This window comes from Endozoicomonas elysicola, assembly GCF_000710775.1.
Taxonomy (GTDB): Bacteria; Pseudomonadota; Gammaproteobacteria; order Pseudomonadales; family Endozoicomonadaceae; genus Endozoicomonas; species Endozoicomonas elysicola.
Genome location: NZ_JOJP01000001.1, coordinates 197626 through 222939, shown reverse-complemented (window position 1 = coordinate 222939; position 25314 = coordinate 197626). Strand labels below are relative to the sequence as shown.

The following is a 25314-nucleotide window of genomic DNA, read 5'->3' as shown; positions in this document are numbered from 1 at the left end:
GCTGCACTTGCCAATACGGTGTTCGCTATCTTTTACGATAGACTCTACAACTCTTGTGGCCTGCTGGGTACTGGGATAAAACCGGTACCCTGCTTATCAGGCTAATCTATGATGAACCTATCTCGTTATGCTTATCTCTGTTCAGAGCACATAGTGTTTCTGCAAAAACTCAAGATGTACTGGCAAAGTTAAGGCGTTTGGCCGAATAGATTGAACCAGTGTTTTTACATCTTCCCATTGCATCCCGCTTTCCAGAAGAAGTATTGCTGCCATCAGTCCAGTGCGTCCAGAGCCGCCCTTACAGTGAATGGCGATTGTCGCCTTTTTCTCAATCAAAGCGAGTAGTGGGGCTTTGTCCTCTGTAAAAGCGACTTCAAAGCTTTCTTCCGGTGCGCAGTCATCTTCTACCGGGAGTTGAAACCACTGCATTCCAAAAGTTTTAGCCTCTTGACCAAGACTGGCAACATCAAGAGCTTTGATTTCAGTATCCGGAAGCATGGTGACGATAGCATCAGTTCCTGCCTTTTTCAGCGTGCTCAGTGAGTCAGAAAGAGTTTCCGTTTTGGTGCCAGGGCAAGGCGTAAAAATAAAGGTTGAACCATTTGGCAATGACAGAATATCAAAAGGATGGGGGGACATGTGAATGCTCTATATTGCAGAAATGCAGCCGGTAGATTACCAGTTGTATTGTACACATTACCGCTTTTTTATTTTTTTGTTATGGGTACTTGCAAGGGGAAAAATACAGGCGTATCGTTCATCGTGATTTGACGATTAATATGATGTGCAAATGGGTGTAGTAATGATGGAGTGCCTTCAAAGTCTCGCTGATTTTCAGTTTAACGAGTCTGAAGAGAAGGAGTTGGCTGCTTATGCCAAAGCCATTGGGCATCCGGCACGGGTAAGACTGTTACGGATACTGGCTGGTCGGGTGTGTCTGGGTTCTGATTTGGTAGGGCAGCTTGGTCTTGCCCAGTCCACGGTTTCAGAACATCTTCGGATCCTGCGGGAAGCAGGGCTGGTCAACGCTGAAGTGAAGCATCCCAAAACCTGTTTCAGTCTTCGCCCGGAAGCCATCAAGCGTGTACAGCAGTTACTGGCAGATATCGGTGGTGTTTAACCAGATGTAGTTATACCAATTCCACCCTCTAAACATGAACTGCTTCGTTCCCATGCTGAACATGGGAACGAGAATCTTGAAAGAAAGTTGATTTTTTTTGTGCTTTATTATCGTTTTTCGACGATTGTCGATGGCTTGCAGAGGCTCAAATCATGGGTATTTTTGAACGTTATTTAAGTGTTTGGGTGGCTCTGGCCATGCTTGCAGGGTTGGTCGGTGGAACACTGTTTCCAGCTATCTTCTCTACCCTGGGAAGCTGGGAGTACGCCAGCATTAATTTTGTGATTGCGGTGCTGATCTGGCTGATGATTTATCCGATGATGATGCAGATCGATTTTACTGCTGTAAAAAACATCCATCGTCGCCCAAAAGGCTTGATTGTCACGCTGACTGTCAACTGGTTGATTAAGCCATTTACCATGGCGCTTCTGGCGATCCTGTTTATTCGCTATATCTTCGGCAGCTTTACTGGCCTTATTTCTCCGGAGCTGGGTGATGAATACATTGCCGGGATGATCCTGCTGGGGGTTGCACCCTGTACCGCGATGGTTTTTGTCTGGAGCCAGCTGACCCGTGGAGATGCCAACTACACACTGGTTCAGGTGGCGGTTAATGATCTGGTGATGGTTGTGGCTTTTGCTCCAATTGCTGCGTTCCTGCTCGGTGTTACGGATGTCATCGTACCCTGGAGTACGCTCTTTCTTTCCGTTGTATTGTTTATCGTGATTCCTCTGCTGGCAGGTCTGCTTACTCGGAAAATTCTGCGATCTGAACAGGCGCTTCAGACCTTTGGCCATCGGGTGAAACCATTATCAATTCTCGGTTTGATCCTGACCGTAGTACTGCTGTTTGGTTTTCAGGCTCCACGGATCCTGGCCAATCCAGTGGATATTGTACTGATCGCTATTCCATTAATTATTCAGACCGTACTCATCTTCGCCATTGCCTACTACTGGATGTACAAGTGGAAAGAACCTCACAGTATTGCTGCACCCGGTGGGATGATCGGCGCATCTAACTTCTTTGAGTTAGCGGTCGCCGTAGCGATCAGCTTGTTTGGTCTTAACTCCGGAGCGGCACTGGCAACAGTGGTCGGTGTTTTGGTTGAAGTGCCTATCATGCTGGCGCTGGTGGCTTACGCAAATCGTACCCGCGATCGTTTCCCGGTTGCTCACGCAGGTTAATTATCTTTCCGTTTACTCGACTACCGATAGGCTTCGGTAGTCATCCAATTCCATAGAAATGTAAAAGAGATAAGGACACAACGATGTCGGCTATTACCGTGTTTGATCCTGCTATGTGCTGCTCTTCTGGTGTTTGTGGTCCAAAGCCGGACCAGAAGTTGTCAGTTTTTTCGGCAGATCTGAGTCACCTGGAATCCCTGGGGCATCAGGTGATCCGTCATAACCTGGCACAGGAAGCGGCTGTTTTTGCTGCCAACCTGACAGTCAGGGCCATGCTGGAAGCCCATCAAAATGAAGCACTGCCCATCATTATGCGCGACGGTGAAATGGTCAGCTATGGAGCTTACCCAACCCGTGAGCAACTGGTTGCCATGGTGGCTGGTGAACCGGTCGAAATGGATGAAGCTAAATCAGTAACGGCTACAGATGGTTGTTGCTGCAGTGGTGCCTGTTAAGGAGTGACGTGATGACTTTCCTGGAAAATATGCCACGAGTGTTGTTCTTTACCGGCAAGGGGGGCGTAGGAAAAACCAGTACGGCCTGTGCTACCGCTGTCCGTCAGGCCCTTGCCGGAGAAAAGGTATTGCTGGTGAGCACCGATCCTGCATCGAATGTGGATGAGGTGCTGGAAACCCGCTTAAGTGGCGAACCGACTTCGGTAAACCGGGTTGAAAACCTGTTTGCTCTGAATATTGATCCACGTGCAGCAGCTGCAGCTTATCGTGCAAAGGCCATTGAGCCTTACAGAGGTGTTTTGCCCGACGCAGTCCTTGAGAATATGGAAGAACAGCTGTCTGGAGCCTGCACTCTGGAGGTTGCTGCTTTTGATGCCTTTACCGAGTTGCTGGCCGATGAGCAGGTCACCGAAGGCTTTGACCGTGTCATTTTTGATACGGCACCCACTGGCCACACACTGCGACTGCTTTCTCTGCCCCGTGCATGGACGGGCTTTGTCGCGGATAATACGACAGGGTCTTCCTGCCTTGGGCCACTGGCGGCACTGGAAAAACAGACAGCACTGTACGCCCGAGCCGTGGAGATTCTTTCTGATGAAAACCAGACACGATTGGTGTTAATCACTCGTCCTGATGACTCGGCCCTGAAAGAAGCTGCACGTACCAGTGGAGAGTTGCTGGAACTGGGTATTACTAATCAGCATCTGGTGGTGAATGGAATGTTCAAAGCGACCGATGCAAATGATCGGGTTGCCATTGCCCTGGAGGCTCTTGCCAGAAACGCTCTAAGTGATATGCCTGAGCAGTTGAGTCATCTGCCAGTTTCGACCATTGCCATGTCTGCAAATCCTCCAATTGGTATTGAAGGGCTCAAAACTTTTTTTGAAAGTAGCAGTGGTAAAGCAGCAGCTGAACAGGAACGAGTTTATACAACGCCAAAAAGTGCAGACCTCACCCGATTTATTGATGGTCTGGCAGACAGTGGCCGTGGCATTGTGATGACATTGGGTAAAGGTGGTGTTGGCAAAACCTCAGTTGCCGTTATGATCGCCCGAAGGCTTGCTGAACGGGGCTTACCAGTCACTCTTACTACAACGGATCCTGCGGCTCACGTGCACGATGCTGTCGGGCAAGTGACGGATAATCTGGTGGTTGAGCGTATCAACCCTGTAGAGGAGATTGAGCGTTACCGTTCAGAGGTGTTGGCTGACGCTGCTCATCTGGATGATGATGGACGTGCGTTGCTGGAAGAGGATTTGAGATCCCCGTGTATTGAGGAAATTGCGGTCTTCCAGGCATTTTCCCGTACCGTGTTTAATGCCGATAACCGCATTACCGTTATTGATACAGCGCCGACCGGGCACACGATCTTACTGCTGGACACCGCCCAGAGTTACCACCGGGAAGTATTGAAGCGTGGCGATGCGCACTCAGAAGAAGTGACCGGGCTGCTACCACGATTACGGGATCCGGAGTTTTCCAGGCTCCTGATTTGCACACTGCCGGAAGCGACACCGGTTCATGAGGCGGCTGACCTTCAGGAAGATCTGGCAAGGGCTGGGATCAAGCCGGCGGGCTGGGTGGTGAATCAGTCACTGACGCCGCTGGAGGTAACAGATCCATTGCTGGTGTCCCGTCGGAAGAGAGAGGCTGATTATCTTAATGAGATTGCTTCCAGGCACAGCGACGTCATGTACCTTCTTCCCTGGCAGGAAAATGGGCTGCTTTGACTGTTAATTCATCGTTTTCAGGCTGGAGCCATCGTAAAAAATAGGCTGGCTCCTGCTTTACGCCGTAAACCAAAAGCATATGTAAAATGACTTTAACCCCTTCTCTCATCAGTGTTACAGGGTAATTAACACTCGGTTAAAGGCAGTGTCTCAATAGCTATAGGTATAAATATTTCCATATTTTTAGAAAAATAGTTGAGTGTGTTCTTTCATTCACCTAATATACGCTCATCGACAAGCTACATGCTGATGATCGCATGAAAGGAAGCGATCACTGATCTTATCTACATAAGAAGATCAGACAGGTCAGCAAGAGGAAATTTTTTTAGGTTTATATTTCTATTTTTCTGGAATTATTGATATGAGTATACAGCAGCAGATAACCGATTTTATCGGTCCGGTCATAAAACCGGCACTGGAATCCAGTATTGGTGCTGATATGGCACAGAATCTGGTTGATGCACTGGGTACCTTTATTTTTCTGGCTGGCGAACTGACCATTCTGTTCCTGATTGTCAGCTTTATTATCGGCGTGATCCTGGAGTATATGCCAGCAGAGAAAATTCAGAAGATACTCGGTTCCAAGGGTGGTAAAGGCTACGTTTCAGCTGGCCTTCTGGGGGCGCTGACCCCGTTCTGCAGCTGTTCTACCATCCCAATGCTGACCGGTCTTCTTAAAGCCCGGGCAGGTTTTGGTCCGACAATCACGTTCCTGTTTACCTCGCCACTGATGAACCCGATTATTATGGGTCTGTTGCTGGCAACCTTTGGTATGAAGGTGACGGTCATATACTTCGCTATTGCGCTGACCGTTTCTGTCGCCGGTGGTTACATTCTGGAGAAACTGGGCTTTGAGCGTTACGTTCGCAAAGATGTGATATACGGTGAAACTGAAGCAGGCAGTTGCTGTGACAGTAAGCCTGCACCAAAGGCCAGCTGTTGCGATGCCAAGCCTGTAGTAGAAGCTCCGTCTTCTGAAAAAAGCAGCAGCTGTTGTGATAGCAAGCCTGCTCCAGCTGCTTCCGGTTGTGCAACCGCCTGTGGCGACAGCAAGCCCAAGAGTAATGATCGCTGGGGCCGTATCTGGGATGAAACCTGGAGCCAGTTTAAGAAGATCTTCCCGATTCTGATGCTGGGTGTTGGTATTGGTGCCTTTACTTATGGATTCATTCCTGCGGACTTTATTGCCCAGTACGCAGGCCCGGATAATCCATTGGCGATTCCATTCGCGGCGATCATTGGTGTACCTCTGTACATTCGAGCTGAAGCGGTTATTCCCCTGGCTGCTGCTCTAGCTGCCAAAGGTATGGGAATGGGTGCCCTGATGGCGTTGATTATCGGTAGTGCCGGTGCCAGCCTGACGGAGGTGATTCTGCTGAAGAGTCTGTTCCGTAACCCGATGATTGTTGCCTTCCTGGCGGTGATTTTCACCATGGCAATCTCTGCGGGCCTGGTAATGACCTTAATCTGAGGCCTTCTTTTACAAGAGCGGCTGACTTCCCTGGGAGTCAGCCGTTTGTTGTAAAGGTAATAATGATGAATATTGATGACTACGCTAAAACGCTTAAGGAATTGGGACATCCTGTCCGGTTAAGTATCTATAAAAGACTGGTAAAAGCAGGCAGGTCAGGGATTCCGGTTGGTGCTCTACAGAAAGAACTGGATATTCCCGGCTCGACATTATCTCATCACCTTTCAGCATTGGTTTCCGTTGGGCTGGTTCAACAGATCAGAGATGGACGTCTTTTATACTGCATTCCTCAGTTTCAGGTATTTGATCAATTACTCGACTTTCTGCGTGATCAGTGCTGTGTAGATTCGGGTGTTTCCAGCTTCTGAAGGATGCCTGCCGGAATCTCTGATGAGTCAGGTTGATAGAGTCTGCACGATTTGAGGCTTTTTCGAAAAGGTATCTTTTTTCCCAGGTACTCCCAGACAACGCTTCGTACCATGGGCTCACGTTTTCTTGTTGCTGAAACACCCAGCATTGTGCCTTCGAGCAAATCAACACGGTGTTTGAAGCTTGGGTAAAGAATGGTTTCCACTATCTCATTGCCGGTGACACTTTCATAATCCAGCAAAAACAGGCGATCATTTCGAAGAATAGCCAGCCCTTTATAAAGGCAGTAATTCACCGGTTTTCGGTGGAGGGTTTCTTCAAGACGCTCAATACGTTCATAACATACGATATTTTCTTTTTCTTCCAGTCGTACCAGACCTTTAAGAATGTGTCGGGGAGAGCTCATGGAGTAATAGTATTGGAAGTAATAACCCAGATATTTTTCCAGTTGAGGCGAGCTTTGCTGGCTGAATGTTTGAAAACTAGACAGAACACTATTGAACTCTACGGCCGGGCTTTTCCGTTTATAGTTTTGTAGAAACTGTTCATGAGGCATGAGCAGAACCGTTTCTGTTATCCCGAAGAACTCGCAGAGTCGCCTGATATTCTGACCTCTTGGCCGGTTTTCACCGCTAAGATAACGGTTAAACTGCTGTCGATTGAATGGGATACATCGGCAAACTTCAGCAATGGAACTGTACTCAGAACAAAGATACCTAAGATTATCAGACAGGCTCATGCAGGTGGTCACAATAACAGGTTATAGAATCAGGCTTCGTAAACTGACGCAGTTTACTGCGTAATGAATATGGGATCTGTTCAATTTCACGAAATGTTCACGTTGAGTGTTTTGTGGTGAACTGCAGGTATTGATTGTTCATCGAGGTGGTTGAACAAAAAATAGTATTTACCCTGAGTATTAAAAAAGGAAGTAGTCAAGCCGTGAGCCAGAGTCAGTCTATAAGTGTGCAGTTGATTATTACCGGGGGAACCATTGATTCTTACTATGATATTGACCAGTGCACTACGGTGCCTCGTGAAAGTACAGGCATTCCTGAGTTTCTGGAAAAATACATAAAAGTAGTCAGTGAAAATCTGGAGGTTCGTGAAATATGTATGAAAGACAGTCGTGATATAAATGACGATGACATTCGTGAAGTTCTGGATGCGATTCTAACATCATCACAAACGCATCATGTAATCACCCATGGGACATTCACTGTGTTTGACACCGCGAGAAGTCTCTCAGGGTTGCTTCCAGACGGGCATGAGCAGGTTATCGTTTTAACGGGAGCTATGTGGCCACTGGATGGTTTTGCACCGAATGATGCAGGTTTCAACCTCGGATTTGCATTGGGTGCGTTGAGGAATCAGCAGCCTGGTGTTTATGTGGCATTCAATGGGGAACTGTTTCATCCAGATGCGCGGAGTGGGTTGCACTGAGAAATTCATAAACCGGATTCCCGCGAAAGTGGGAATCCTCTTGGCAGAAACCATTATTATTGCTGTGTGCACCCACTGAAATCATTATTGAAAAGGTCACTAATCTGATGGGTATAGGGTGCTCCAGGATTCATGTGACATCTTACAATCGTATCTTCTCCCGGGGCTGCCGGGTGAGACAATTGTATTTCAACCTGACAGCCCCCGGGGGTGCGTCCCAGAACTCTGTGGGTGACGGAAAGGCCCATTGGTCCAGGAGAGATAATTGAGCGGCTGCTGGAGCATTGTCTGAAGCTGTTCTCAAATACTTCTACTTCTTTGGGAGATGGACCTGCGATTACAGCAGAAATACTGAATGCAGAAAGCATAAAGGCAAATGTTCTGATCATCGGCTTGCTTTTGTTAGCCATGGATTTTTCCCGGTCAGTCATTAAGGTCTAACTGATTGCATCGGCAGATGATGACCGGGTATTTAGGTTCTGTTGACATAAGCTTCCAAACTCAGTGGTTCGTAAAGCCGCTTTCCACGAGGCGAGCTGGTGCAGGTGTAGTGATTCTACATCAAACCAGTTCAACGAAGCTGGAAGGCTGCTTTACGAACCACCCGAAGGGCTCAAGCCAGAATGCTTCTGCCGTTGTTGCAAGAACTTGAAAGACATCGGTATTCCTGCGTTCTTGCGCCTGGTCAGAAGTAATCTGGCTTGAGCTGAGAAAGGAACCTTATGTCAACAGAACCTAGCCAAATCTGTCATTTAGACAGTCGTAAACATTGATAACCAACTGCGTTTGCGTGCTGCAAAATTGCTCCATAATTCACAACCTTCTCTTTTTACGCACTCGGGATAGAACCATGAAAGAAACCATGATTGCCTTTGCTGTTCAGGACGCTATTGAGTGGTCTTTACTGCATGGAATGGCACTGAAAACCTCGAAGGATTCGGCAATGCACTGTACTTTCAGTTTTGCGCCTACATTGATCAGGCGTGAGCGCTTTGAATTGCTGAAATCCATCGTGCCGCTCATGGGTAAACTGATTCATGGGGTTTCTGAAAATCATGAGTTCCTGATTGAGGCCATCGAACCGCTTTGCAGCGCCGATGCTTTTTTTGCCAGTCTGCTGGAACTCCATCAGGCCATTCACCTCAGTTCAGTGCCTGCAGAACGGATTCCCATGTTGCTGATGAGAACGGACTTTATGGATGATGCTGAGTATGGGCCCAAACTGATCGAGTTTAATGGCATTGCTGCCGGTATGGGTCCTTTTGGCCAGCGAGCTCATGAGCTGCATCATTATCTTGGGTATCAGTGGCCGGCTGCTTTTCAAAGCTGGTCAGAAACTGGCTCAATGGAGTTGGTCCCTAATCATTGCATCGAAAATCTTGCCAAAGGCATTGCTGGCGCGGCCAAGACTGTCCGGGCTCAATCCGGTGATGTGGGGCAGCCACTGTTTATTATGGTGGTTCAACCGGATGAAGATAATGTCTATGACCAACACCTTCTGGAGGAGGCCATCCAGCAAGAGGGTGTAAAAACGGTACGCCGGACATTCCGGCAACTCTACGATCAACTGTCTTCGGGTGATAACAAGCGGTTATTACTGGAAGGCCTGGGCGGAGTGGATGCTATCTATCTACGTGCAGGTTATCAGCATTGTGATTATGTCGCCCACGATCTGGAAGAGGTTCGGTGCTGCGAAGCCCTGGGTAAAACCCGGGTGATGATTGAGCAGCATCGAGTAGCCCTCAATGCCACGGTCAGTCAGCAGCTGGCTACCAGCAAGCGGGTGCAGATGTTGTTGTCATCCATGACTATTGATCAGCTGATGGAATTTGGTCTTACTCTGGATGAAGCCAGCAGAATCAAACCTTTCCTTGGAGAAATGAAGCCGGTTGATGATCAGTCAGCTGGATGGTTTGAGCATCAGAGCCCGAAGGACTGGGTATTGAAAAATCAGGGTGAAGGCGGTGGTCATTGTGTGTTTGACCATGAGATTCTTCCTAAGCTGAAGAGGCTTCAGGAGGAAGAATATTCGGCATGGTCCCTGATGCGTCGCTTGCATCCAAGACACCGTTCCCGTTCTGCGCTGGTTGTACGCAGGGGTGAAGCTACACCTGTGGATGATCTGATCAGTGAGATTGGTATGTTTACCCTGCATCTGGATGGGCACTCGCTGACCAGTGAACTGGGGTACGCAGGCTACCTGATTCGCAGTAAGCCATCATCGGTAACCGAGGGTGGAGTCCATAGTGGTCAAGGGGCTGTTGATTCACTGGCTTACGGTGAGTGACTAGGGGCTGGTCACATGTCTAATTGTGAACACCCTTGTTACAGCTTAACTCTTTCATATGTAAGTCGATGAATCCATGATGATGCAACCAGAATCATGGATTCTCTATGGACAATCATATCTCTGCCGGATTCAAGGCAATGTCGGAAGCGTATACGGTCTCGCGGAGCAATGGAGTTGGCCGCCTGGCCTCAGCATGGGAAGGATTGAAGGCTCTGTTTAATGGTTATGATGTAGCCGTTGTCTCTCAGGTTGAAAAATACATGCCCACAATGGATATCGGAGATAGAGCGAAAACTGGTCAGAGTGTTGGCGATCGTTCCATTACCACAGAGCCAATTGTTACACAGCGCTTTCTGGATCGAACGGACCAGAATCCGGTGGAAATAGGAGACGCTGTGGAGCCTTCTCATGTAGATGGTTATATACAGGAGCAAACCAGCATTGAAGAGGCTGGCCGGTTAGCAGCTTTTCAAGAGTTGCCATTTGCAGAATTGGAAGATTCTCCAAGTGGGAGTGATAGCGAAGGCATATTGGTTAGTCACAAGTTTTTTGGCCTTGATAAACAACCTCAGCGAATGTCACCCTCTGAGATTGTGCAGCACACCCAGCATCTGGAAAAACTGGAAGACTTGGTAATCAAGCTGGATAGGATTGCAGGAGCAAGCCCATATTCCAAAGCAAAAGAGAGTGATGGTTTCAGTAGTGAGGAGTTAGCCTGTATAGACTGGAATTTCAAAGGTGATAAATATCAGTTCCCCGTCTTGAAAAGAGATAGCCAGACTTTTGAGCAATTACAAAATGGCTTGAAAGAGTGGAGTCAGTTAAACACAGAGTTAACAGTTGAAGCACGACAGAATTTGCAAAACTTATTAAGTAGCAGTGAAGGTGATATCAACCTTGTAGAGCTGAAAAAAGTAGTTCCTTTCAGCTGGAAGCAGATAAACAGTGAACCGAGGGTTTATAAAAAGTACTTATCCTCTGAGCTTACGAAAAGTGAGGTCTATATAGAAGCAAAAGCGCGTACTGAAGGGACGCCTCCTGAATTACCAAAATTGCCGCCGGATATTTTATCTGGCCTTCCACCTGACTCGACAGGCCCTGCGTCAGAGCGTTGATTGAATTTTCAGAATTTAATTATTGGGCAGCATCGACCCTTTCCAAAGGCCGATGCTTAAATGGCTCAGGCCTTTTTTTTCCGGAAAACCTTCACCCCAACAATAACAGCCGCAGCCACTAAACCTGCAAACAGCAGGTGATCTGGCTCAGTCAGCTGATGCCAGATAGCCGCCATCACTCCACCGGTAGAGTGATCGCCCGGATGGGCCATTGCCTGACTGGAGATCAGGGTACTCATGCTGGCCAGAGTCAGTAATTTGGTTTTCATTGTTGTTTTCCCTATTTGGTTTCTAATGAGTTATACCGTTGGATTTCTTATGCGGTAGCCACTTCTTCCGGCATTTTGGCATCCAGCATGCCTTTATCGATAATGAAATCGATGATCTCCCGAACCCCTTCGTCTGCTTTCAGGTTGGTGAAGAAAAATGGGCGTTCTCCCCGCATTTTTTTTGCATCTCGGTCCATGACTTCCAGAGACGCACCCACATGAGGAGCCAGATCAGTCTTGTTGATGATTAACAGGTCAGAGCGGGTAATGCCCGGACCGCCTTTACGTGGGATTTTGTCTCCGGCAGACACGTCGATGACATAAAGCGTCAGGTCAGACAGCTCTGGGCTGAAAGTCGCACTCAGGTTATCTCCACCAGACTCCACCAGAACCAGCTCAAGGCCAGGGTGGCGCTGGCACAGTTCATCAACTGCGGCCAGATTCATGGAAGCGTCTTCACGAATGGCTGTGTGTGGGCAGCCGCCGGTTTCAACACCGATAATCCGGTCCTCATCCAGTGCTTCATTGCGCATCAGGAATTGAGCGTCTTCTTTCGTATAAATATCGTTGGTGACCACGGCCAGGTTGTAATGGTCGCGCATGGCAGCACACAGTTTGGTCAGCAGTGCAGTTTTACCGGAACCGACCGGGCCGCCAACACCGACACGCAGGGTTTGTGGAGTTCTTGATGTTGTCATTGTTTTTGTCCTTTTTACTGCGGAATAAGTTGTCTGGTTACGATCTGAATAATCTTGAATACTGATGCTCATGCCAGCAGCTGGCCATGGCAAAGTGCATCAGGTTGTTACCGATTTCATGATCTTCCAGTGATCTGGCTATGGTGAGCGCCGGTTCTATCTCGTTAATCAGACGCTTCAGAATGTGCTGGGCATCCGTCTGGCCAAGCGGAACAGCCTTGGTGGCTGCGGTTACCTGGTTTTCACACCAGGACCAGAGCAGACCGGTTGCCGCTATTTTCCTATCGATGCCATGGCATAACGAGGACAGGGCAAACATAGCAGCCTGTGTGGGAGTCTGTAGCCAGTCCGTGCGCGTTTCATTTGGAAACATGGACTTTACCCAGACAGAGAACGCGCGGCCAACCTGACAGTCTTCGTCGTACAGCTCACGGGTTTCCCTGAATGCCAGCAAGGTGTTGTTCCAATGAGTGACCTGTTTCTGATCTTCTACCGAGAAGGCATCGTACAGCCTGAAAAATACCGGTATATCCAAACGGGCCATGCCCTGCTGCATCAGCTCGCTGATCCAGTTACCCGTCGTCTCACGGTCATAGCACCACTGTCTGTCAATGGCCGTTTCCAGTCCCTGGGAGTAAGCAAACGCACCCACTGGCAGTGCAGGGCTGGCCAGATGCAGCAGTCCCAGCAGAGACTCAGTGGTGATGCTCATGATTTTCGTGTCCGTGCCCGTGGTCATGACTGTGGTGGTGAGAATGGCCTTTGGCATAGGCACCGTTCTCAGGCTCAAAGGGCGCCTGCTCATGATCAAGCTCCAGTCCAAGCAGTCTCACCATTTCATCCAGAACGTGATCAATCTGATAACGCAGCCAGTTGTCGTCTATCTGCAGAGGGACGTGCCGGTTGCCCAGGTGATAACAGGCTCGGGCAAAGGTCAGGGGATCACCGCAGCGGGCTGTGGTGACTGCTTCATTGGCAGCCGTAATCCTGATGACCTCTCCGGTTTCAGCCTGGAGCAGAGTGCCATCTCGCATCACTTCACCACGATCAATAAAGATACCGGCGTCCTGCCCATTCACCGTAACGGCTTTCAGTCGTCCACGCTTGCGTTCATCAAAAGGGAGCAGAAGTTCGTCAGTAAACGCTTTGCTCTCATTTGGGAGGCGCTCGATTAACTTCAACATAAACGGTCCTCAGTGTTTAGAATAAGAAATAACGTTGAGCCAGGGGCACCTCTTCTGCTGGCTCACAGACCAGCAGTTCTCCATTAGCTCGCACTTCATAGGTTTCCGGGTCAACCTCCATATGGGGTTGCCAGGTATTGAGTACCATATCTGCCTTGCGAACTGTCCTGGTGTTCTTGACGGCAGATAAGGTTTTCTTCAGACCCAGTTTTTCACCAATGCCGGCATCCAGTGCTGCCTGAGAAACAAACGACAATGAGGTGTCTGCTACGGCCTGTCCCATAGATCCGAACATGGGGCGGTAATGCACAGGCTGAGGTGTCGGGATGGAGGCATTCGGGTCACCCATAGGTGCCGTTGCGATGGCGCCTCCTTTCAGCACAAGTGAGGGTTTTACGCCGAAGAATGCTGGTTTCCAGAGCACCAGGTCTGCCAGCTTGCCTGGTTCAATGGAGCCGACTTCATGTGCAATACCATGGGTAATGGCGGGGTTTATCGTGTACTTGGCGATATAGCGACGGGCCCGGAAGTTATCCACACCGGCATCCGTATCTTCTGGCAGTAATCCCCGCTGAACTTTCATTTTGTGGGCTGTCTGCCAGGTTCTGCTGACGACTTCACCGACACGCCCCATAGCTTGAGAGTCTGATGCGATCATACTGAAAGCACCCAGGTCATGGAGGATGTCTTCAGCAGCAATGGTTTCCCGGCGGATACGGGAATCGGCAAATGCCACATCTTCAGGAATATTGGGATCCAGATGATGGCAGACCATCAACATGTCCAGATGCTCATCAACCGTATTGACGGTGTAGGGGCGTGTTGGATTAGTCGACGATGGTAGTACGTAGCTTTCGCCACAGGCTTTAATGATATCCGGTGCATGGCCACCGCCGGCACCTTCCGTATGGTACGTGTGGATAACTCGGCCTTTAAAGGCGGCCAGTGTGTCTTCCACAAACCCGGATTCGTTCAGTGTGTCGGTATGGATAGCGACCTGAATGTCGTATTTCTCAGCGACGGTCAGACAGCAGTCAATAGAGGCTGGTGTGGTTCCCCAGTCCTCGTGGAGTTTCATGCCCATGGCACCTGCCAGCACCTGTTCTTCCAGAGCCTCTGGCAGACTGCCGTTGCCTTTGCCCAGAAAGCCAATGTTCATGGGCAGACTATCCACTGCCTTGAGCATGGTGCTGATATGCCAGGTACCGGGCGTACAGGTGGTGGCATTGGTGCCTGTTGCTGGTCCTGTGCCTCCACCCAGCATGGTGGTGACGCCCGAGGTTAAGGCTTCTTCAATCTGCTGAGGACAGATAAAGTGAATGTGGGCATCGACACCGCCAGCCGTAATGATCTGGCCTTCTCCGGCAATGACCTCGGTTCCCGGGCCGATAATAATATCCACACCTTCCTGAACATCCGGGTTACCGGCCTTGCCAATTTTTTCGACACGACCCTGTTTGATCCCGATATCGGCCTTGACGATGCCCCAGTGGTCGAGAATCAGTGCATTGGTGATAACCGTATCAACAACATCAGCACCGGGCCGCTGACTCTGGCCCATACCGTCACGAATCACTTTACCACCGCCAAACTTCACTTCATCCCCGTAGACGGTGTAATCCTTTTCAGGGCTGATAAACAGCTCGGTATCCCCCAAACGTACTTTGTCGCCTACGGTGGGGCCGAACATATCTACATAGGTTTGCCGGTCCATCTGTGTCGTTTTGATGGTCATTTCTCTTCTCCCGGCGCTTTTTCTTCCCGTTGTGGCAGTACGCCCATCACCTCACCACGGAATCCGTAAATTTCCTGTTTGCCTGCATAGCGAACGAGCTCTATCTGTCGGTCCTGACCGGGTTCAAAACGTACAGCCGTACCTGCCGGGATATTCAATCGAAACCCGAGTGTCTGGGCCCGGTCAAAAGAGAGTGCCGGATTCGTTTCATAAAAGTGGTAGTGAGAACCCACCTGAATAGGACGGTCTCCGGTATTGGCTACAGAGATGCTTACAGTTTCCCTTCCGGCGTTAATCTCAATGGGTTCGGCAGAGGCAATCACTTCTCCTGGTATCATGATAAATCCTCAGGCTATGGGGTTATGAACAGTGACCAGTTTGGTGCCATCGGGGAACGTTGCTTCCACCTGCACCTCATGGATCATTTCAGGAATGCCATCCATAACCTGCTCACGGGTGATGACTTCTCGGCCCTCATTCATTAACTGAGCGACCGACTTACCATCACGAGCACCTTCCATGATGTGCATGGAAATAAGGGCAATTGATTCCGGGTAATTCAGTTTGACGCCTCTATTTAAACGACGTTCGGCAACCAATGCAGCGGTATAGAGGAGCAGCTTATCTTTTTCCCGGGGGGTAAGTTCCATAGTGAGATCCTGGCTTTATTATTCGTTAAATATGAAGTGGTTTTAGGTATTCCAGATACGTGGCCGACACCCCGTTCGGCCATTAAACTGTTCTCTCTCAGCTTCCCAGATCCAGGTAAAAATGGTTCTGGCCTGTTCTGATGAGTCACCAAGGTAGCGCACAATAAACACACCGGCCCGCCAGGTGATGGCAGTAACCTGATGCCAGCCTTTATCGACGAGTTGGTTATGCAGGTTGGATAAGTCCGGTGGGTTTTCCAGTGTGATCAGAAAGGTTCCAAAAACGGTGTGGTTATGGAGCCCTAAAAGAGAGTTTGGCAGTTCTGATTCAGCATCAAAACTGAGCCTTTCAAGATAGAGTGGCTTGCTGTCCCGTGTCAGACTGAGATGTTGGGTCAGTTGCCCTCGGGTAAATTTTTCTCCACTGGCGGTTCGGCCCAGGCAGATAATATCCCAACCGGCATAAAGCGCATTGCCGGTCAGTTCAATACGGGTATCCAGCTCGGTAATGGCGCCATCAAACAGGATGGTTTCCTGAGGCAGCCACTCCATGGAAGCTGAGTCGCTGATGGTGATGTGTGTTGTCTGTTTTTGCAGTTGACCATTGCCGTTGAAGTAGACTTTCCCTGCAGCAGGCGTTGTGACCAGTCCTCTGGCGCCTTTTCTGATGGAAAAGCGCTGTACCAGTTCATCTCCGGCTACCAGACCACCTGGGGGGTGTAGAATATAAAGGTGAGTAAGGTCTTTTCCTTCCGGCCAGAAAGGGCGTTGAATACGCAGGGGCCCGTAATGACGGGTTTGTCCCATCAGGGTTCGGCCATTCAGGTGTTTCAGTTCTACTTCTATCCCGGCACGCCAACCCGATGAAGATGACTCTGGGCTGCATAGCCTGCTGCTTTGGTCGCTCTCTGTTTCACCAGATGATGATTGCATATTACAGCCTTGTGCTTTTCGGGATCTTTTATTTATTGGTGATCAATGGCAAAACCTGTGCCAGACGGCGTTTTGCACCGTATTTCGCTGAATACGTCATTTGTCGCCGACATAATACCTGACCATATGGTCATTATGAATGCCTTGATTTGGTGCAACATAAGTTGCTGTGTTTTTCCTGTGCTCCGAAATATGGCATGCCCTCTGTTATTTCCTATAAAGGCCAAACAAATCGGAAAATTTTAAGAAAGGCTCTGTTCTCCCGTTTTGCCGTTACTCTTGCTGACCATGGCACACCTCTTGCTATCCCCTGTTCAGGAAACGAACAGCGAACAATCAATAGCGGGGAAGCTATGAAAAACCGGTTATGCAAACTATCCAGAAGCTTTTTAAGTGCCTCGGTGGCTACCGCAGCACTGTCATTGTCAGTGATGTCTCAGGCTGCAGACACGATTAAGGTTGGTGTACTTCACTCTTTGTCCGGCACCATGGCCATCAGTGAGACCACACTGAAAGATACCGTTCTGATGATGGTGGAAGAACAGAATAAAAATGGTGGTGTGCTGGGTAAGGAACTGGAGGCCGTTGTCGTTGACCCTGCATCGGACTGGCCACTGTTTGCGGAGAAAGCCAGAGAGCTTCTGGTTAAGGAAGACGTTGATGTTATTTTTGGTGGCTGGACTTCGGTATCCCGTAAATCAGTACTGCCGGTTGTGGAAGAATTGAATGGTCTGATGTTCTACCCGGTTCAGTACGAAGGGGAAGAGTCCTCCAAAAATGTTTTCTACACCGGCGCTGCACCCAACCAGCAGGCTATTCCGGCGGTAGATTATCTGATGAGTGAAGAGGGTGGTGCGGTAAAACGCTTTGTGCTGGCCGGTACCGACTATGTATACCCAAGAACAACCAACAAAATTCTTGAGTCCTACCTGAAAAGCAAAGGCGTCAAAGAGGCTGACATCCTGATCAATTACACGCCGTTCGGTCATTCAGATTGGCAGACCATTGTTTCTGATATCAAGAAGTTTGGTAATGCCGGTAAAAAGACCGCAGTGATCTCGACCATCAATGGCGATGCCAATGTTCCTTTCTACAAGGAGCTGGGTAACCAGGGGGTTTCTGCTGAAGATATTCCTGTGATCGCCTTCTCGGTTGGTGAAGAAGAGCTTTCCGGCATTGATACAGCGCCATTGGTAGGCCACCTGGCGGCATGGAACTACTTCATGAGTGCCGAAAGTGAAACCAATGACGAATTTATTGAAACATGGCAGTCCTTTATTAAGGATGAAGAGCGTGTTTCTAATGACCCGATGGAAGCGACTTACATCGGCTTTAACATGTGGGTTGAGGCGGTTGAGAAGGCCGGTACCACCGATATTGATGCAGTGCGCTCAGCCATGTATGGCATTACTGTTCCTAACCTCACGGGCGGAACCGCGGTGATGAACACCAACCATCACCTGACCAAGCCAGTATTGATTGGTGAGATTCAGGATGATGGTCAGTTTGAGATTGTCTGGGAGACCAAAGGTGGCGTTATTGGTGATGCATGGACCGACTTCCTGCCTGAAAGCTCCAAGATTGTTGCTGATTGGTCTGCACCGGTTCAATGCGGAAACTATAACCTGGCAACCGGTGTCTGCTCCGGCCAGAACTACTGATTTATAAAGATGGCATAACAATCATGCCCATATCCCGCAAGGGGGGTATGGGCATATAAGGATGTATTATGAATCAGAACGTCCGGCAGGCTCTTCATGGTCTGTCAGCCAGCTTCTTCCTGTTCTTGTTGCTGGTTTTATCACGCCCTGTTTTGGCGGTGTCTTCCGAAGATCTTAAGCCATTATTAACCAAAAGCTCCTGGACACAGCTGGAACGTGTTGTCACGGCTCTGACTGAAGAAGGCAGTGAGTCCAGCCAGCAGATTCTGGAACATTGGCTGAATGGCAAACTGTTTGTCGAGAAGAAGCAGAAACGGCTGGTATTTGCAGAAAAAACGCCCGATAAACAGTATCGGATTTTTAATCCTTTCTTTACCGAAGGGGAATCGAAAGGCGAATCTCTTGAGCTTGGAACGGTTAAGAAAAGAGCGCTGAAAAAAGTAAGAATTAATAATCAACTCCGCTCAGCCATTAAAACGGCGCTGGCATCCTGGGACTTGAAAGCCAGTGATCCGGAAACTCGAATAAGCGCGATATATGCTTCTCTGAAAACCCTGGATAGCAAAACGCTGGGTACGCTTCGAAATATGAGAGCCAGCGAAGAGGATCAGGCGGTTATCTATGCACTGGATATGGCCCTGGCTCTGGATCTTTTTCAGCAGGGTTCCATCAGTGAACAGATAGAAGCGCTTGAGGTACTTACCAGCTCTGATAACCCCTTTATTCGTTCAGTGTTGGCCAACACTTTAGCAGGTACTGAAAATCCAGCCCTGGCGCAAGCCATCACTACAGCACTTGCCGAAATTGACCAGCGGCAGCAGTACTATACCGTGGCAGAAAATGTCTTCTTTGGTCTGAGTCTTGGGTCCGTATTGTTACTGTCATCTATTGGGCTTGCGATTACTTTCGGGGTGATGGGCGTGATCAATATGGCCCATGGTGAAATGATGATGCTCGGTGCCTATACGACGTTCGTCATTCAGTCGGTTTTTCCGGAGTTAATTGATCAGTCCCTGTTTATCGCCATTCCTCTTGCCTTTTTGGTTGCTGGTGCGGCTGGGGTGCTTATTGAGAGGCTGGTTATCCGCCATCTCTATGGTCGCCCCCTGGAAACTCTGCTGGCGACGTTTGGCATCAGCCTGATTCTTCAACAGGCCGTAAGAACCATTTTCTCACCATTGAACCAGGAGGTGGCAACGCCAGCCTGGATGAGTGGTTCGTGGGTAATTAATGAGGCTCTGTCGCTCACCTGGAACCGGTTATACATTGTTGGCTTCAGTCTGCTGGTCTTTATGGTTCTGCTGTTTGTGATGCGTTACACCCGCTTTGGTTTGAATATTCGGGCAGTAACCCAGAACCGTGCCATGGCCAGCTCCATGGGCATTCCTACCGGCCGGGTGGATGCCCTTACCTTTGGCCTGGGTTCTGGTATTGCCGGTGTTGCAGGAGTGGCTCTGTCACAGCTGACCAACGTAGGGCCAAACCTTGGCCAGAACTACATTATCGACTCCTTTATGGTGGTCGTGTTTGGCGGGGTAGGAAATCTGTGGGGCACATTGGTAGCCGCCATGGGGCTGGGTGTGGTGAATAAATTTCTGGAGCCCTGGGCTGGTGCCGTGGTTGCCAAGATTCTGGTATTGGTATTCATCATTCTGTTCATCCAGAAGCGACCCCGGGGGCTGTTTGCTCTCAAGGGCCGGGCAGTTGAGGGGTAAGATATGACGAAAGGATTCCAACCGGGCTTTCTGACCCGACTGTTACTGGAAGATCGTGCCGGTAAACTTCTTCTGTCGTCAGTTATGGCAATTACGGCTGTGGTTGTGTTGCTGAATACGTTGATGCCGGAAGGCTCTCCTCTGCATGTCAGTAACTATACCGTGACTCTGCTGGGCAAGTATCTCTGCTATGGGTTGCTGGCCCTGGCGCTGGATCTGGTTTGGGGATACTGCGGGATTCTCAGCCTGGGGCACGGGGCGTTTTTTGCCCTGGGCGGCTATGCCATGGGCATGTACCTGATGCGTCAGATTGGTGACCGTGGTGTTTATGGTAACCCGGAGCTGCCTGACTTTATGGTGTTTCTGAACTGGCAGGAGCTGCCCTGGTACTGGTATGGGTTTGACTCTTTTGCTTTTGCCATGGTGATGGTGGCACTGGTGCCAGGGTTACTGGCTTTCCTTTTTGGCTGGCTGGCTTTCCGTTCAAGGGTGACAGGTGTTTATCTTTCCATCATAACCCAGGCTCTGACCTATGCCCTGATGCTGTTGTTCTTTCAGAATGACTTTGGCTTTGGCGGTAATAATGGCCTGACTGACTTTAAGGATCTGCTGGGTTTCAGCCTACAAAGTGACAGCACCCGTGTTGTTCTTCTGATCAGTTCTGCGTTGGCGCTGACACTGGGGTATCTAGTGTGTCGCTGGCTGGTGAGCAGCCGTTATGGCCGGGTGCTGGTGGCCGTTCGGGATGCTGAGAGCCGAGTGCGCTTTATGGGCTATCGGGTTGAACACTACAAACTGGTGGCCTTTACTCTGTCAGCGGTTCTGGCCGGTATTGCCGGTGCCCTTTATGTTCCTCAGGTTGGCATTATTAATCCGGGTGAGTTTTCTCCCATTAATTCCATTGAGCTGGTGATCTGGGTAGCTGTCGGTGGTCGTGGAACGCTCTATGGAGCTGTGATTGGTGCCGTCGTCGTTAACTATGCGAAAACCTGGTTTACCGGGGTCATGCCAGATGCCTGGTTGTTTGCCCTGGGTGCCCTGTTCGTTATTACCACGCTCTGGTTGCCTAAGGGTCTGGTAGGGCTGTATCAGCAGATAGTGGGCTTTATTACTGAACGCAGGAATCAGCAGAACAACCGGATAGAGAAAACGGAGTTAGTGGACCATGGTTGATAAGCATATACCCAATGACACCTTACTCTATCTCAACAATGTCACGGTCAGTTTCGATGGTTTCCGGGCATTGAACGAGCTCTCATTTATGGTTCGCGAAAAAGAGCTGAGTGCGATTATCGGCCCGAACGGTGCCGGTAAGAGCACCATGATGGATGTGGTAACCGGCAAAACCCGGCCTGACTCTGGTGAGGTGTTTTTCCATGGCGAAGTGGATCTTACCCGGTATGACGAAACCGAAGTCGCCAATATGGGGATTGGCCGGAAGTTTCAGAAGCCATCCGTGATTGAAAGCCTGACGGTCTGGGAAAACCTGGAACTGGCCCTGGCTGGACGTCGAACGCCTTTTGCTTCCATGTTTGGTGCTCTCAGTTCAAAAGGTGCCAGAAGAATCGATGAAGTGATGGAGCTGATACGACTGTCAGACCGTAAAGCGTGGTTAGGGGCATCATTGTCCCATGGACAGAAACAGTGGCTGGAAATTGGCATGCTGCTGTTGCAGGAGCCGGAGTTATTGCTGGTGGATGAACCGGCGGCAGGTATGACGGATGAAGAAACCTTCAGAACCGCTGACCTGTTAAGAGACCTTGCCAGAGAGCGCAGTGTGGTTGTGGTCGAACATGACATGGCGTTTATCCGGGCGCTTGAGTGTCCAGTGATGGTGCTTCATGAAGGCAGTGTGCTGGCATCGGGTTCATTGGACCATGTTCAGCAGAATCAAAAAGTCATTGACGTTTATCTTGGTAGATAAGGGGAGATAGTTGTCATGGAAGGGATGTTGGAAGTACAGGGCATTGATGTTTTTTACGGTGCCAGTCAGGCTCTGAAGTCGGTCACCATTGAAGCTCGCAAGGGCAAGGTCACCAGCGTAATGGGGCGTAATGGCGTTGGAAAAACTACCCTTATGAATGCTGTCGCAGGTCGGGTAACACCAGCCTCTGGCAAGATCCTGTGGCAGGGGATTGATATTGCCAGCAGCCCTTCTCACTCAAGAGCGCGGAATGGTATTGCCTATGTTCCCCAGGGGCGGCAGATTTTTCCATTACTCACGGTGCAGGAGAATCTGGAAACCGGTTTTGCCTGTCTGCCCCGCTCAAAGCGACGGATTGATCCAGAAATTTTTGATCTCTTTCCCGTGCTTCAACAGATGCGCCATCGCCGGGGAGGCGACCTGTCCGGTGGCCAGCAACAGCAGCTGGCCATTGCCCGTGCACTGGTAACCCAGCCGGAACTGTTGATACTGGATGAGCCAACGGAAGGTATCCAACCTTCCATTATTAAAGATATTCAGTCGGTGATTGGTCTGCTCCGTGACCGGGGTGAGATGGCTATTCTGCTGGTTGAGCAGTTCTTTGAGTTTGCCCGTGATCTGGCGGATACCTTTGTGGTGCTGGATAGGGGGGAGGTTGCTCTGGAAGGCACTGGCAACGCTATGGATGAAGCCGCAGTGCGTCGTTTAATGACTGTGTAGAGTTACCTTGTAAATATTCTTTTTGCTCGTTGGGTAGAGGCAGTAATTTAACTTTTTTTGTAAATAAATGATCCCGAGAGCTGCTGTTCAGGAGTTGTCGGATCCTGTTGCGGCAAGTATTTTTCAATTGGTTAGATTTTGAAAACCTGGAGAGAGTAACCCTTTTCGGAGGGTTAGCTAGGAGTTTGAGTATTTCACCGTACTTGAACTTATCTTCTTTGGTTTCCGCTTTTTTTTGTTTTTCTATTGCGTAATCTATTGGGGTTTTGCCCATTGAGTCTTGTAGATCCATATCTGCTCCAAACTTCAGAAGAGTATTAACGCACTCAGGGTATCCATACATTATGGCAAAAAAAAGAGCGGTTCTTTGGCATGTAGAGCGAAAATCAAGGACTGCTCCAGCATGAACTAACAATTCAACAAAATCATTAGAACCATATGAACAGGCAACAACTAATGGAGTTTCATAGATGTGGTTTCTTTGATTTACATCTGCTCCAGTTTGAGTGAGCAGCACTTCGGCTAATCCCATATTTCCTGATACGCATGCATACATAAGAGGAGAATTTCCTGCTAAATCTTGATGATCTTGATTTGCTCCATACTGGTACAGATTTTGAATGTCCGAGCTACAGAGTTTTCTCATCACTGCTATGTTTAGGGGGGATAAATTCAAACTGTTCGGAATGTTTGGGTTTGCATTTAATTCTAATAACTCTCTTGTTAAAGGAGTATTCATAAAATAGGTTGAAATAGTCAGAGGAGTATTTTTCATACAGTCCTGTGCATTGATTCCATTTCTGTCATTAATATTTATTGAAATCAATCGAGGGGTGTCGCGAATATCAGTTGCAGAGCGATTCCTGAAAGATACTTGATGACCTCTGGTTGTATCTACTTCTGCAAATTGCGAGTATAAATCTGTCGAGAAACCACACAATAAAAGTTGTCGTGCCATGGTTGGATCATCGTGATTTATTCTTAAGTTTTGAGGAATGTACTGTGCCATGAAATGTTTAAGAACCAACCTGATCGTATGTCCATTCCAAGTGGGTTGATTAGCTCGGTGTTGTAACGTTCCTGGCAGGTCTTGCTCTAATGTTCTAATGAGGCGAGGCAAAAGGCTAAATGCTTGTGTTGAGGGAGATGAAACTGCTGGCATTTAAGTTAGCTCATTCAGATTTTATTTGTAAATCCTAGCTTCGACTTGAAGCCTTCTGGCAAGTTCAAATTAAATAAAAATATTAGCAGATTTTGGTATTAAAATAATTGAACTTATAATCTGTACTTTAATTTTATCCAAGCCAAGAGTAACTCAAATTTTTACAGGGTGTGCTTCTCTAGAGCGGCTTCTTAGAAGAAGCCGCTCTAACTGGATAAATAACAGTATAAAGGTTGCTAATTATCCAAAAATAGATAGCGTTGCCTGCAGAATAATCAGGTTCACAATATCAATAAAGAAAGCCCCAACAATAGGCACCACCATGAAGCCCTGAGGTGAAGGGCCAAAGCGATTAACCACGGAACCCATGTTCATTACAGCTGTCGGGGTTGCGCCAAGACCAAAGCCACAATGGCCACTGGATATAACGGCAGCATCGTAGTCTTTGCCCATCACCCTGAAGGTGACAACGTAAGCGAATATTGCCAGCATGGCGGACTGCACCATCAGAATGATCAGGAAGGGGATCGCCAGATCAAGAATGTTCCAGAGCTTCAAGCTCATCAGGGCCATGGCAAGAAATAGAGCCAGTGAAACGGTACCCAGGACATCAATGGTTTCAATATCCAGCTTTTTCAACTTGGTGACTTCAAGGGTATTGGTGATGATGACACCAATAAACAATGCATAGACAAAATCGGGAATCATCAGCCATTTGATCTCGAAGCCATTGACCCAGATTTCCAGATACTTGGCGCCAGTCACACAGATCAGAATCATGAACAGTGACTCAATCATCTTCTTTGAGGTGACCTTGTCTTCCTCATTTTCATTGTATGTCACCAGTTCCGGAAACTGATCGTGGGTTCTGTTGTTGTTGCCGTACTGTGATTTCAGACCATTTTTATCCACCAGTCTCTGGGCTACCGGGCTACCTATAATACCCCCCATGATCAGGCCAAATGTTGCTGATGCCATGGCAATTTCCAGCACATTGTTCATGCCGTAGACTTCCTGGAATGTCTGAGACCAGGCTGCACCGGTTCCATGTCCACCGGAAAGCGTAATGGATCCGGCAATCAATCCCATAAGAGGATCAAGCCCCAGCATGGTGGCCAATGACATGCCTATGCCGTTTTGCAACACGATGTAGGCCGATGCTACACCGAGGAAAACCAGTACTTTAGCCCCTCCCTTAATGAGCTGGGTATAACTGGCGGCCAGCCCGACCGTTGCAAAGAACATCAGCATGAAGGTGTCCTGCAAGGGCAGATGGAACTCAACTTCGGTACCGTTGAAATGAAGCCATGCAATACCCGCTGCAACGATCAGTCCACCAACAATGGGCTCAGGGATATTGAACTTCTTCAATACAGGGATTCGGGCATTGATAAAATGCCCCAGGAACAGCACAAATATGGCAATGAGAAACGACTCAAGAGCGCCAACAGTCAATAGTTGATTCATAAACCCTCAAAATAAAAGT

The 25314-nt window shown here is 48.8% G+C and carries 27 protein-coding genes; 14 read left to right on the top strand and 13 right to left on the bottom strand.

Annotated features, from left to right (window positions below; all coding sequences use genetic code 11):
• Window positions 1-141: 141 nt before the first annotated feature.
• Entirely contained in the window at window positions 142-639 is a 498-nt protein-coding gene (locus tag GV64_RS00955; protein ID WP_020582076.1) for a phosphatase domain-containing putative toxin, read from the bottom strand.
• 163 nt (window positions 640-802) lie between these two features.
• Here GV64_RS00955 and GV64_RS00950 point away from each other — a divergent pair, with 163 nt between their 5' ends.
• The 6 genes from GV64_RS00950 to GV64_RS00925 all read left to right on the top strand — a co-directional run bounded on the left by GV64_RS00950 (window position 803) and on the right by GV64_RS00925 (window position 6328).
• Window positions 803-1120, top strand: coding sequence for an ArsR/SmtB family transcription factor (locus GV64_RS00950; RefSeq protein WP_020582077.1), 318 nt, complete (start codon window positions 803-805; stop codon window positions 1118-1120).
• A gap of 152 nt (window positions 1121-1272) precedes the next feature.
• Complete coding sequence (arsB, locus tag GV64_RS00945) at window positions 1273-2304, top strand: ACR3 family arsenite efflux transporter (protein ID WP_020582078.1); 1032 nt, start codon at window positions 1273-1275, stop codon at window positions 2302-2304.
• Between the two features lie 83 nt (window positions 2305-2387).
• Complete coding sequence (gene arsD, locus GV64_RS00940) at window positions 2388-2759, top strand: arsenite efflux transporter metallochaperone ArsD (RefSeq protein WP_020582079.1); 372 nt, start codon at window positions 2388-2390, stop codon at window positions 2757-2759.
• A gap of 11 nt (window positions 2760-2770) precedes the next feature.
• Window positions 2771-4489, top strand: coding sequence for an arsenical pump-driving ATPase (gene arsA / locus GV64_RS00935; protein ID WP_020582080.1), 1719 nt, complete (start codon window positions 2771-2773; stop codon window positions 4487-4489).
• A 361-nt stretch (window positions 4490-4850) separates the two neighbouring features.
• A complete protein-coding gene (locus GV64_RS00930; protein WP_020582081.1) occupies window positions 4851-5960 on the top strand; it encodes a permease in 1110 nt (369 codons plus the stop codon).
• 62 nt (window positions 5961-6022) lie between these two features.
• On the top strand, window positions 6023-6328 hold the full coding sequence (locus GV64_RS00925; RefSeq protein ID WP_345917545.1) for an ArsR/SmtB family transcription factor: 306 nt from the start codon (window positions 6023-6025) through the stop codon (window positions 6326-6328).
• On the opposite strand, the gene GV64_RS00920 is transcribed toward GV64_RS00925, so the two are convergent.
• Window positions 6292-7068 (bottom strand): hypothetical protein, encoded by a 777-nt coding sequence (locus GV64_RS00920; protein WP_033402897.1) that lies wholly within the window; start codon window positions 7066-7068, stop codon window positions 6292-6294. The genes GV64_RS00925 and GV64_RS00920 overlap by 37 nt on opposite strands.
• A gap of 203 nt (window positions 7069-7271) precedes the next feature.
• On the opposite strand from GV64_RS00920, the gene GV64_RS00915 reads away from it, so the two are divergent.
• Entirely contained in the window at window positions 7272-7772 is a 501-nt protein-coding gene (locus GV64_RS00915; RefSeq protein WP_152553886.1) for an asparaginase domain-containing protein, read from the top strand.
• Between the two features lie 56 nt (window positions 7773-7828).
• On the opposite strand, the gene GV64_RS00910 is transcribed toward GV64_RS00915, so the two are convergent.
• The gene (locus GV64_RS00910) at window positions 7829-8182 is read right to left on the bottom strand and encodes a hypothetical protein (protein WP_020582086.1); all 354 of its coding nucleotides are present in this window, start codon (window positions 8180-8182) and stop codon (window positions 7829-7831) included.
• A 440-nt stretch (window positions 8183-8622) separates the two neighbouring features.
• Here GV64_RS00910 and GV64_RS00905 point away from each other — a divergent pair, with 440 nt between their 5' ends.
• Together GV64_RS00905 and GV64_RS00900 are read left to right on the top strand one after the other, a co-directional pair.
• Window positions 8623-10059 (top strand): hypothetical protein, encoded by a 1437-nt coding sequence (locus GV64_RS00905; protein ID WP_020582087.1) that lies wholly within the window; start codon window positions 8623-8625, stop codon window positions 10057-10059.
• A gap of 107 nt (window positions 10060-10166) precedes the next feature.
• The gene (locus GV64_RS00900; protein ID WP_020582088.1) at window positions 10167-11177 is read left to right on the top strand and encodes a hypothetical protein; all 1011 of its coding nucleotides are present in this window, start codon (window positions 10167-10169) and stop codon (window positions 11175-11177) included.
• Between the two features lie 65 nt (window positions 11178-11242).
• Here GV64_RS00900 and GV64_RS00895 read toward each other — a convergent pair whose 3' ends face one another.
• Genes GV64_RS00895 through GV64_RS00860 form a run of 8 tightly spaced genes read right to left on the bottom strand, consistent with a single transcriptional unit; the run spans window position 11243 to window position 16646 of the window.
• Window positions 11243-11446 (bottom strand): HupE/UreJ family protein, encoded by a 204-nt coding sequence (locus tag GV64_RS00895; protein WP_020582089.1) that lies wholly within the window; start codon window positions 11444-11446, stop codon window positions 11243-11245.
• 47 nt (window positions 11447-11493) lie between these two features.
• Window positions 11494-12144: an urease accessory protein UreG gene (ureG, locus tag GV64_RS00890; RefSeq protein ID WP_020582090.1), complete on the bottom strand. Its 651-nt coding sequence runs from the start codon at window positions 12142-12144 to the stop codon at window positions 11494-11496.
• A 37-nt stretch (window positions 12145-12181) separates the two neighbouring features.
• A complete protein-coding gene (locus GV64_RS00885) occupies window positions 12182-12856 on the bottom strand; it encodes an urease accessory protein UreF (RefSeq protein ID WP_020582091.1) in 675 nt (224 codons plus the stop codon).
• Window positions 12840-13328: an urease accessory protein UreE gene (gene ureE / locus GV64_RS00880; protein ID WP_020582092.1), complete on the bottom strand. Its 489-nt coding sequence runs from the start codon at window positions 13326-13328 to the stop codon at window positions 12840-12842. Before ureE ends, GV64_RS00885 begins: the two co-directional genes overlap by 17 nt.
• Window positions 13329-13344: 16 nt before the next feature.
• Window positions 13345-15063 carry an urease subunit alpha gene (gene ureC / locus GV64_RS00875; protein WP_034843876.1) on the bottom strand — a complete coding sequence of 573 codons (1719 nt, stop codon included), beginning with the start codon at window positions 15061-15063 and terminating at the stop codon, window positions 13345-13347.
• Complete coding sequence (locus tag GV64_RS00870; protein WP_020582094.1) at window positions 15060-15401, bottom strand: urease subunit beta; 342 nt, start codon at window positions 15399-15401, stop codon at window positions 15060-15062. Before GV64_RS00870 ends, ureC begins: the two co-directional genes overlap by 4 nt.
• 9 nt (window positions 15402-15410) lie before the next feature.
• Window positions 15411-15713 (bottom strand): urease subunit gamma, encoded by a 303-nt coding sequence (locus GV64_RS00865; RefSeq protein ID WP_020582095.1) that lies wholly within the window; start codon window positions 15711-15713, stop codon window positions 15411-15413.
• 42 nt (window positions 15714-15755) lie between these two features.
• Window positions 15756-16646 (bottom strand): urease accessory protein UreD, encoded by an 891-nt coding sequence (locus GV64_RS00860; RefSeq protein ID WP_020582096.1) that lies wholly within the window; start codon window positions 16644-16646, stop codon window positions 15756-15758.
• A gap of 431 nt (window positions 16647-17077) precedes the next feature.
• On the opposite strand from GV64_RS00860, the gene urtA reads away from it, so the two are divergent.
• From urtA to urtE, 5 genes are all read left to right on the top strand, one after another.
• Window positions 17078-18307 (top strand): urea ABC transporter substrate-binding protein, encoded by a 1230-nt coding sequence (gene urtA / locus GV64_RS00855; protein WP_236632987.1) that lies wholly within the window; start codon window positions 17078-17080, stop codon window positions 18305-18307.
• A gap of 68 nt (window positions 18308-18375) precedes the next feature.
• Entirely contained in the window at window positions 18376-20022 is a 1647-nt protein-coding gene (gene urtB / locus GV64_RS00850; RefSeq protein ID WP_020582098.1) for an urea ABC transporter permease subunit UrtB, read from the top strand.
• 3 nt (window positions 20023-20025) lie between these two features.
• A complete protein-coding gene (gene urtC, locus GV64_RS00845; protein WP_020582099.1) occupies window positions 20026-21195 on the top strand; it encodes an urea ABC transporter permease subunit UrtC in 1170 nt (389 codons plus the stop codon).
• The gene (gene urtD, locus GV64_RS00840; protein WP_020582100.1) at window positions 21188-21946 is read left to right on the top strand and encodes an urea ABC transporter ATP-binding protein UrtD; all 759 of its coding nucleotides are present in this window, start codon (window positions 21188-21190) and stop codon (window positions 21944-21946) included. The genes urtC and urtD overlap by 8 nt, the downstream gene beginning before the upstream one ends.
• A gap of 24 nt (window positions 21947-21970) precedes the next feature.
• Entirely contained in the window at window positions 21971-22666 is a 696-nt protein-coding gene (gene urtE, locus GV64_RS00835; protein ID WP_026258197.1) for an urea ABC transporter ATP-binding subunit UrtE, read from the top strand.
• Here the strand turns inward: urtE and GV64_RS24100 are convergent.
• Window positions 22626-23828 carry an ankyrin repeat domain-containing protein gene (locus GV64_RS24100; protein ID WP_081622088.1) on the bottom strand — a complete coding sequence of 401 codons (1203 nt, stop codon included), beginning with the start codon at window positions 23826-23828 and terminating at the stop codon, window positions 22626-22628. The genes urtE and GV64_RS24100 overlap by 41 nt on opposite strands.
• Before the next feature lie 240 nt (window positions 23829-24068).
• On the bottom strand, window positions 24069-25295 hold the full coding sequence (gltS, locus tag GV64_RS00825; protein WP_020582104.1) for a sodium/glutamate symporter: 1227 nt from the start codon (window positions 25293-25295) through the stop codon (window positions 24069-24071).
• Window positions 25296-25314: the final 19 nt, after the last annotated feature.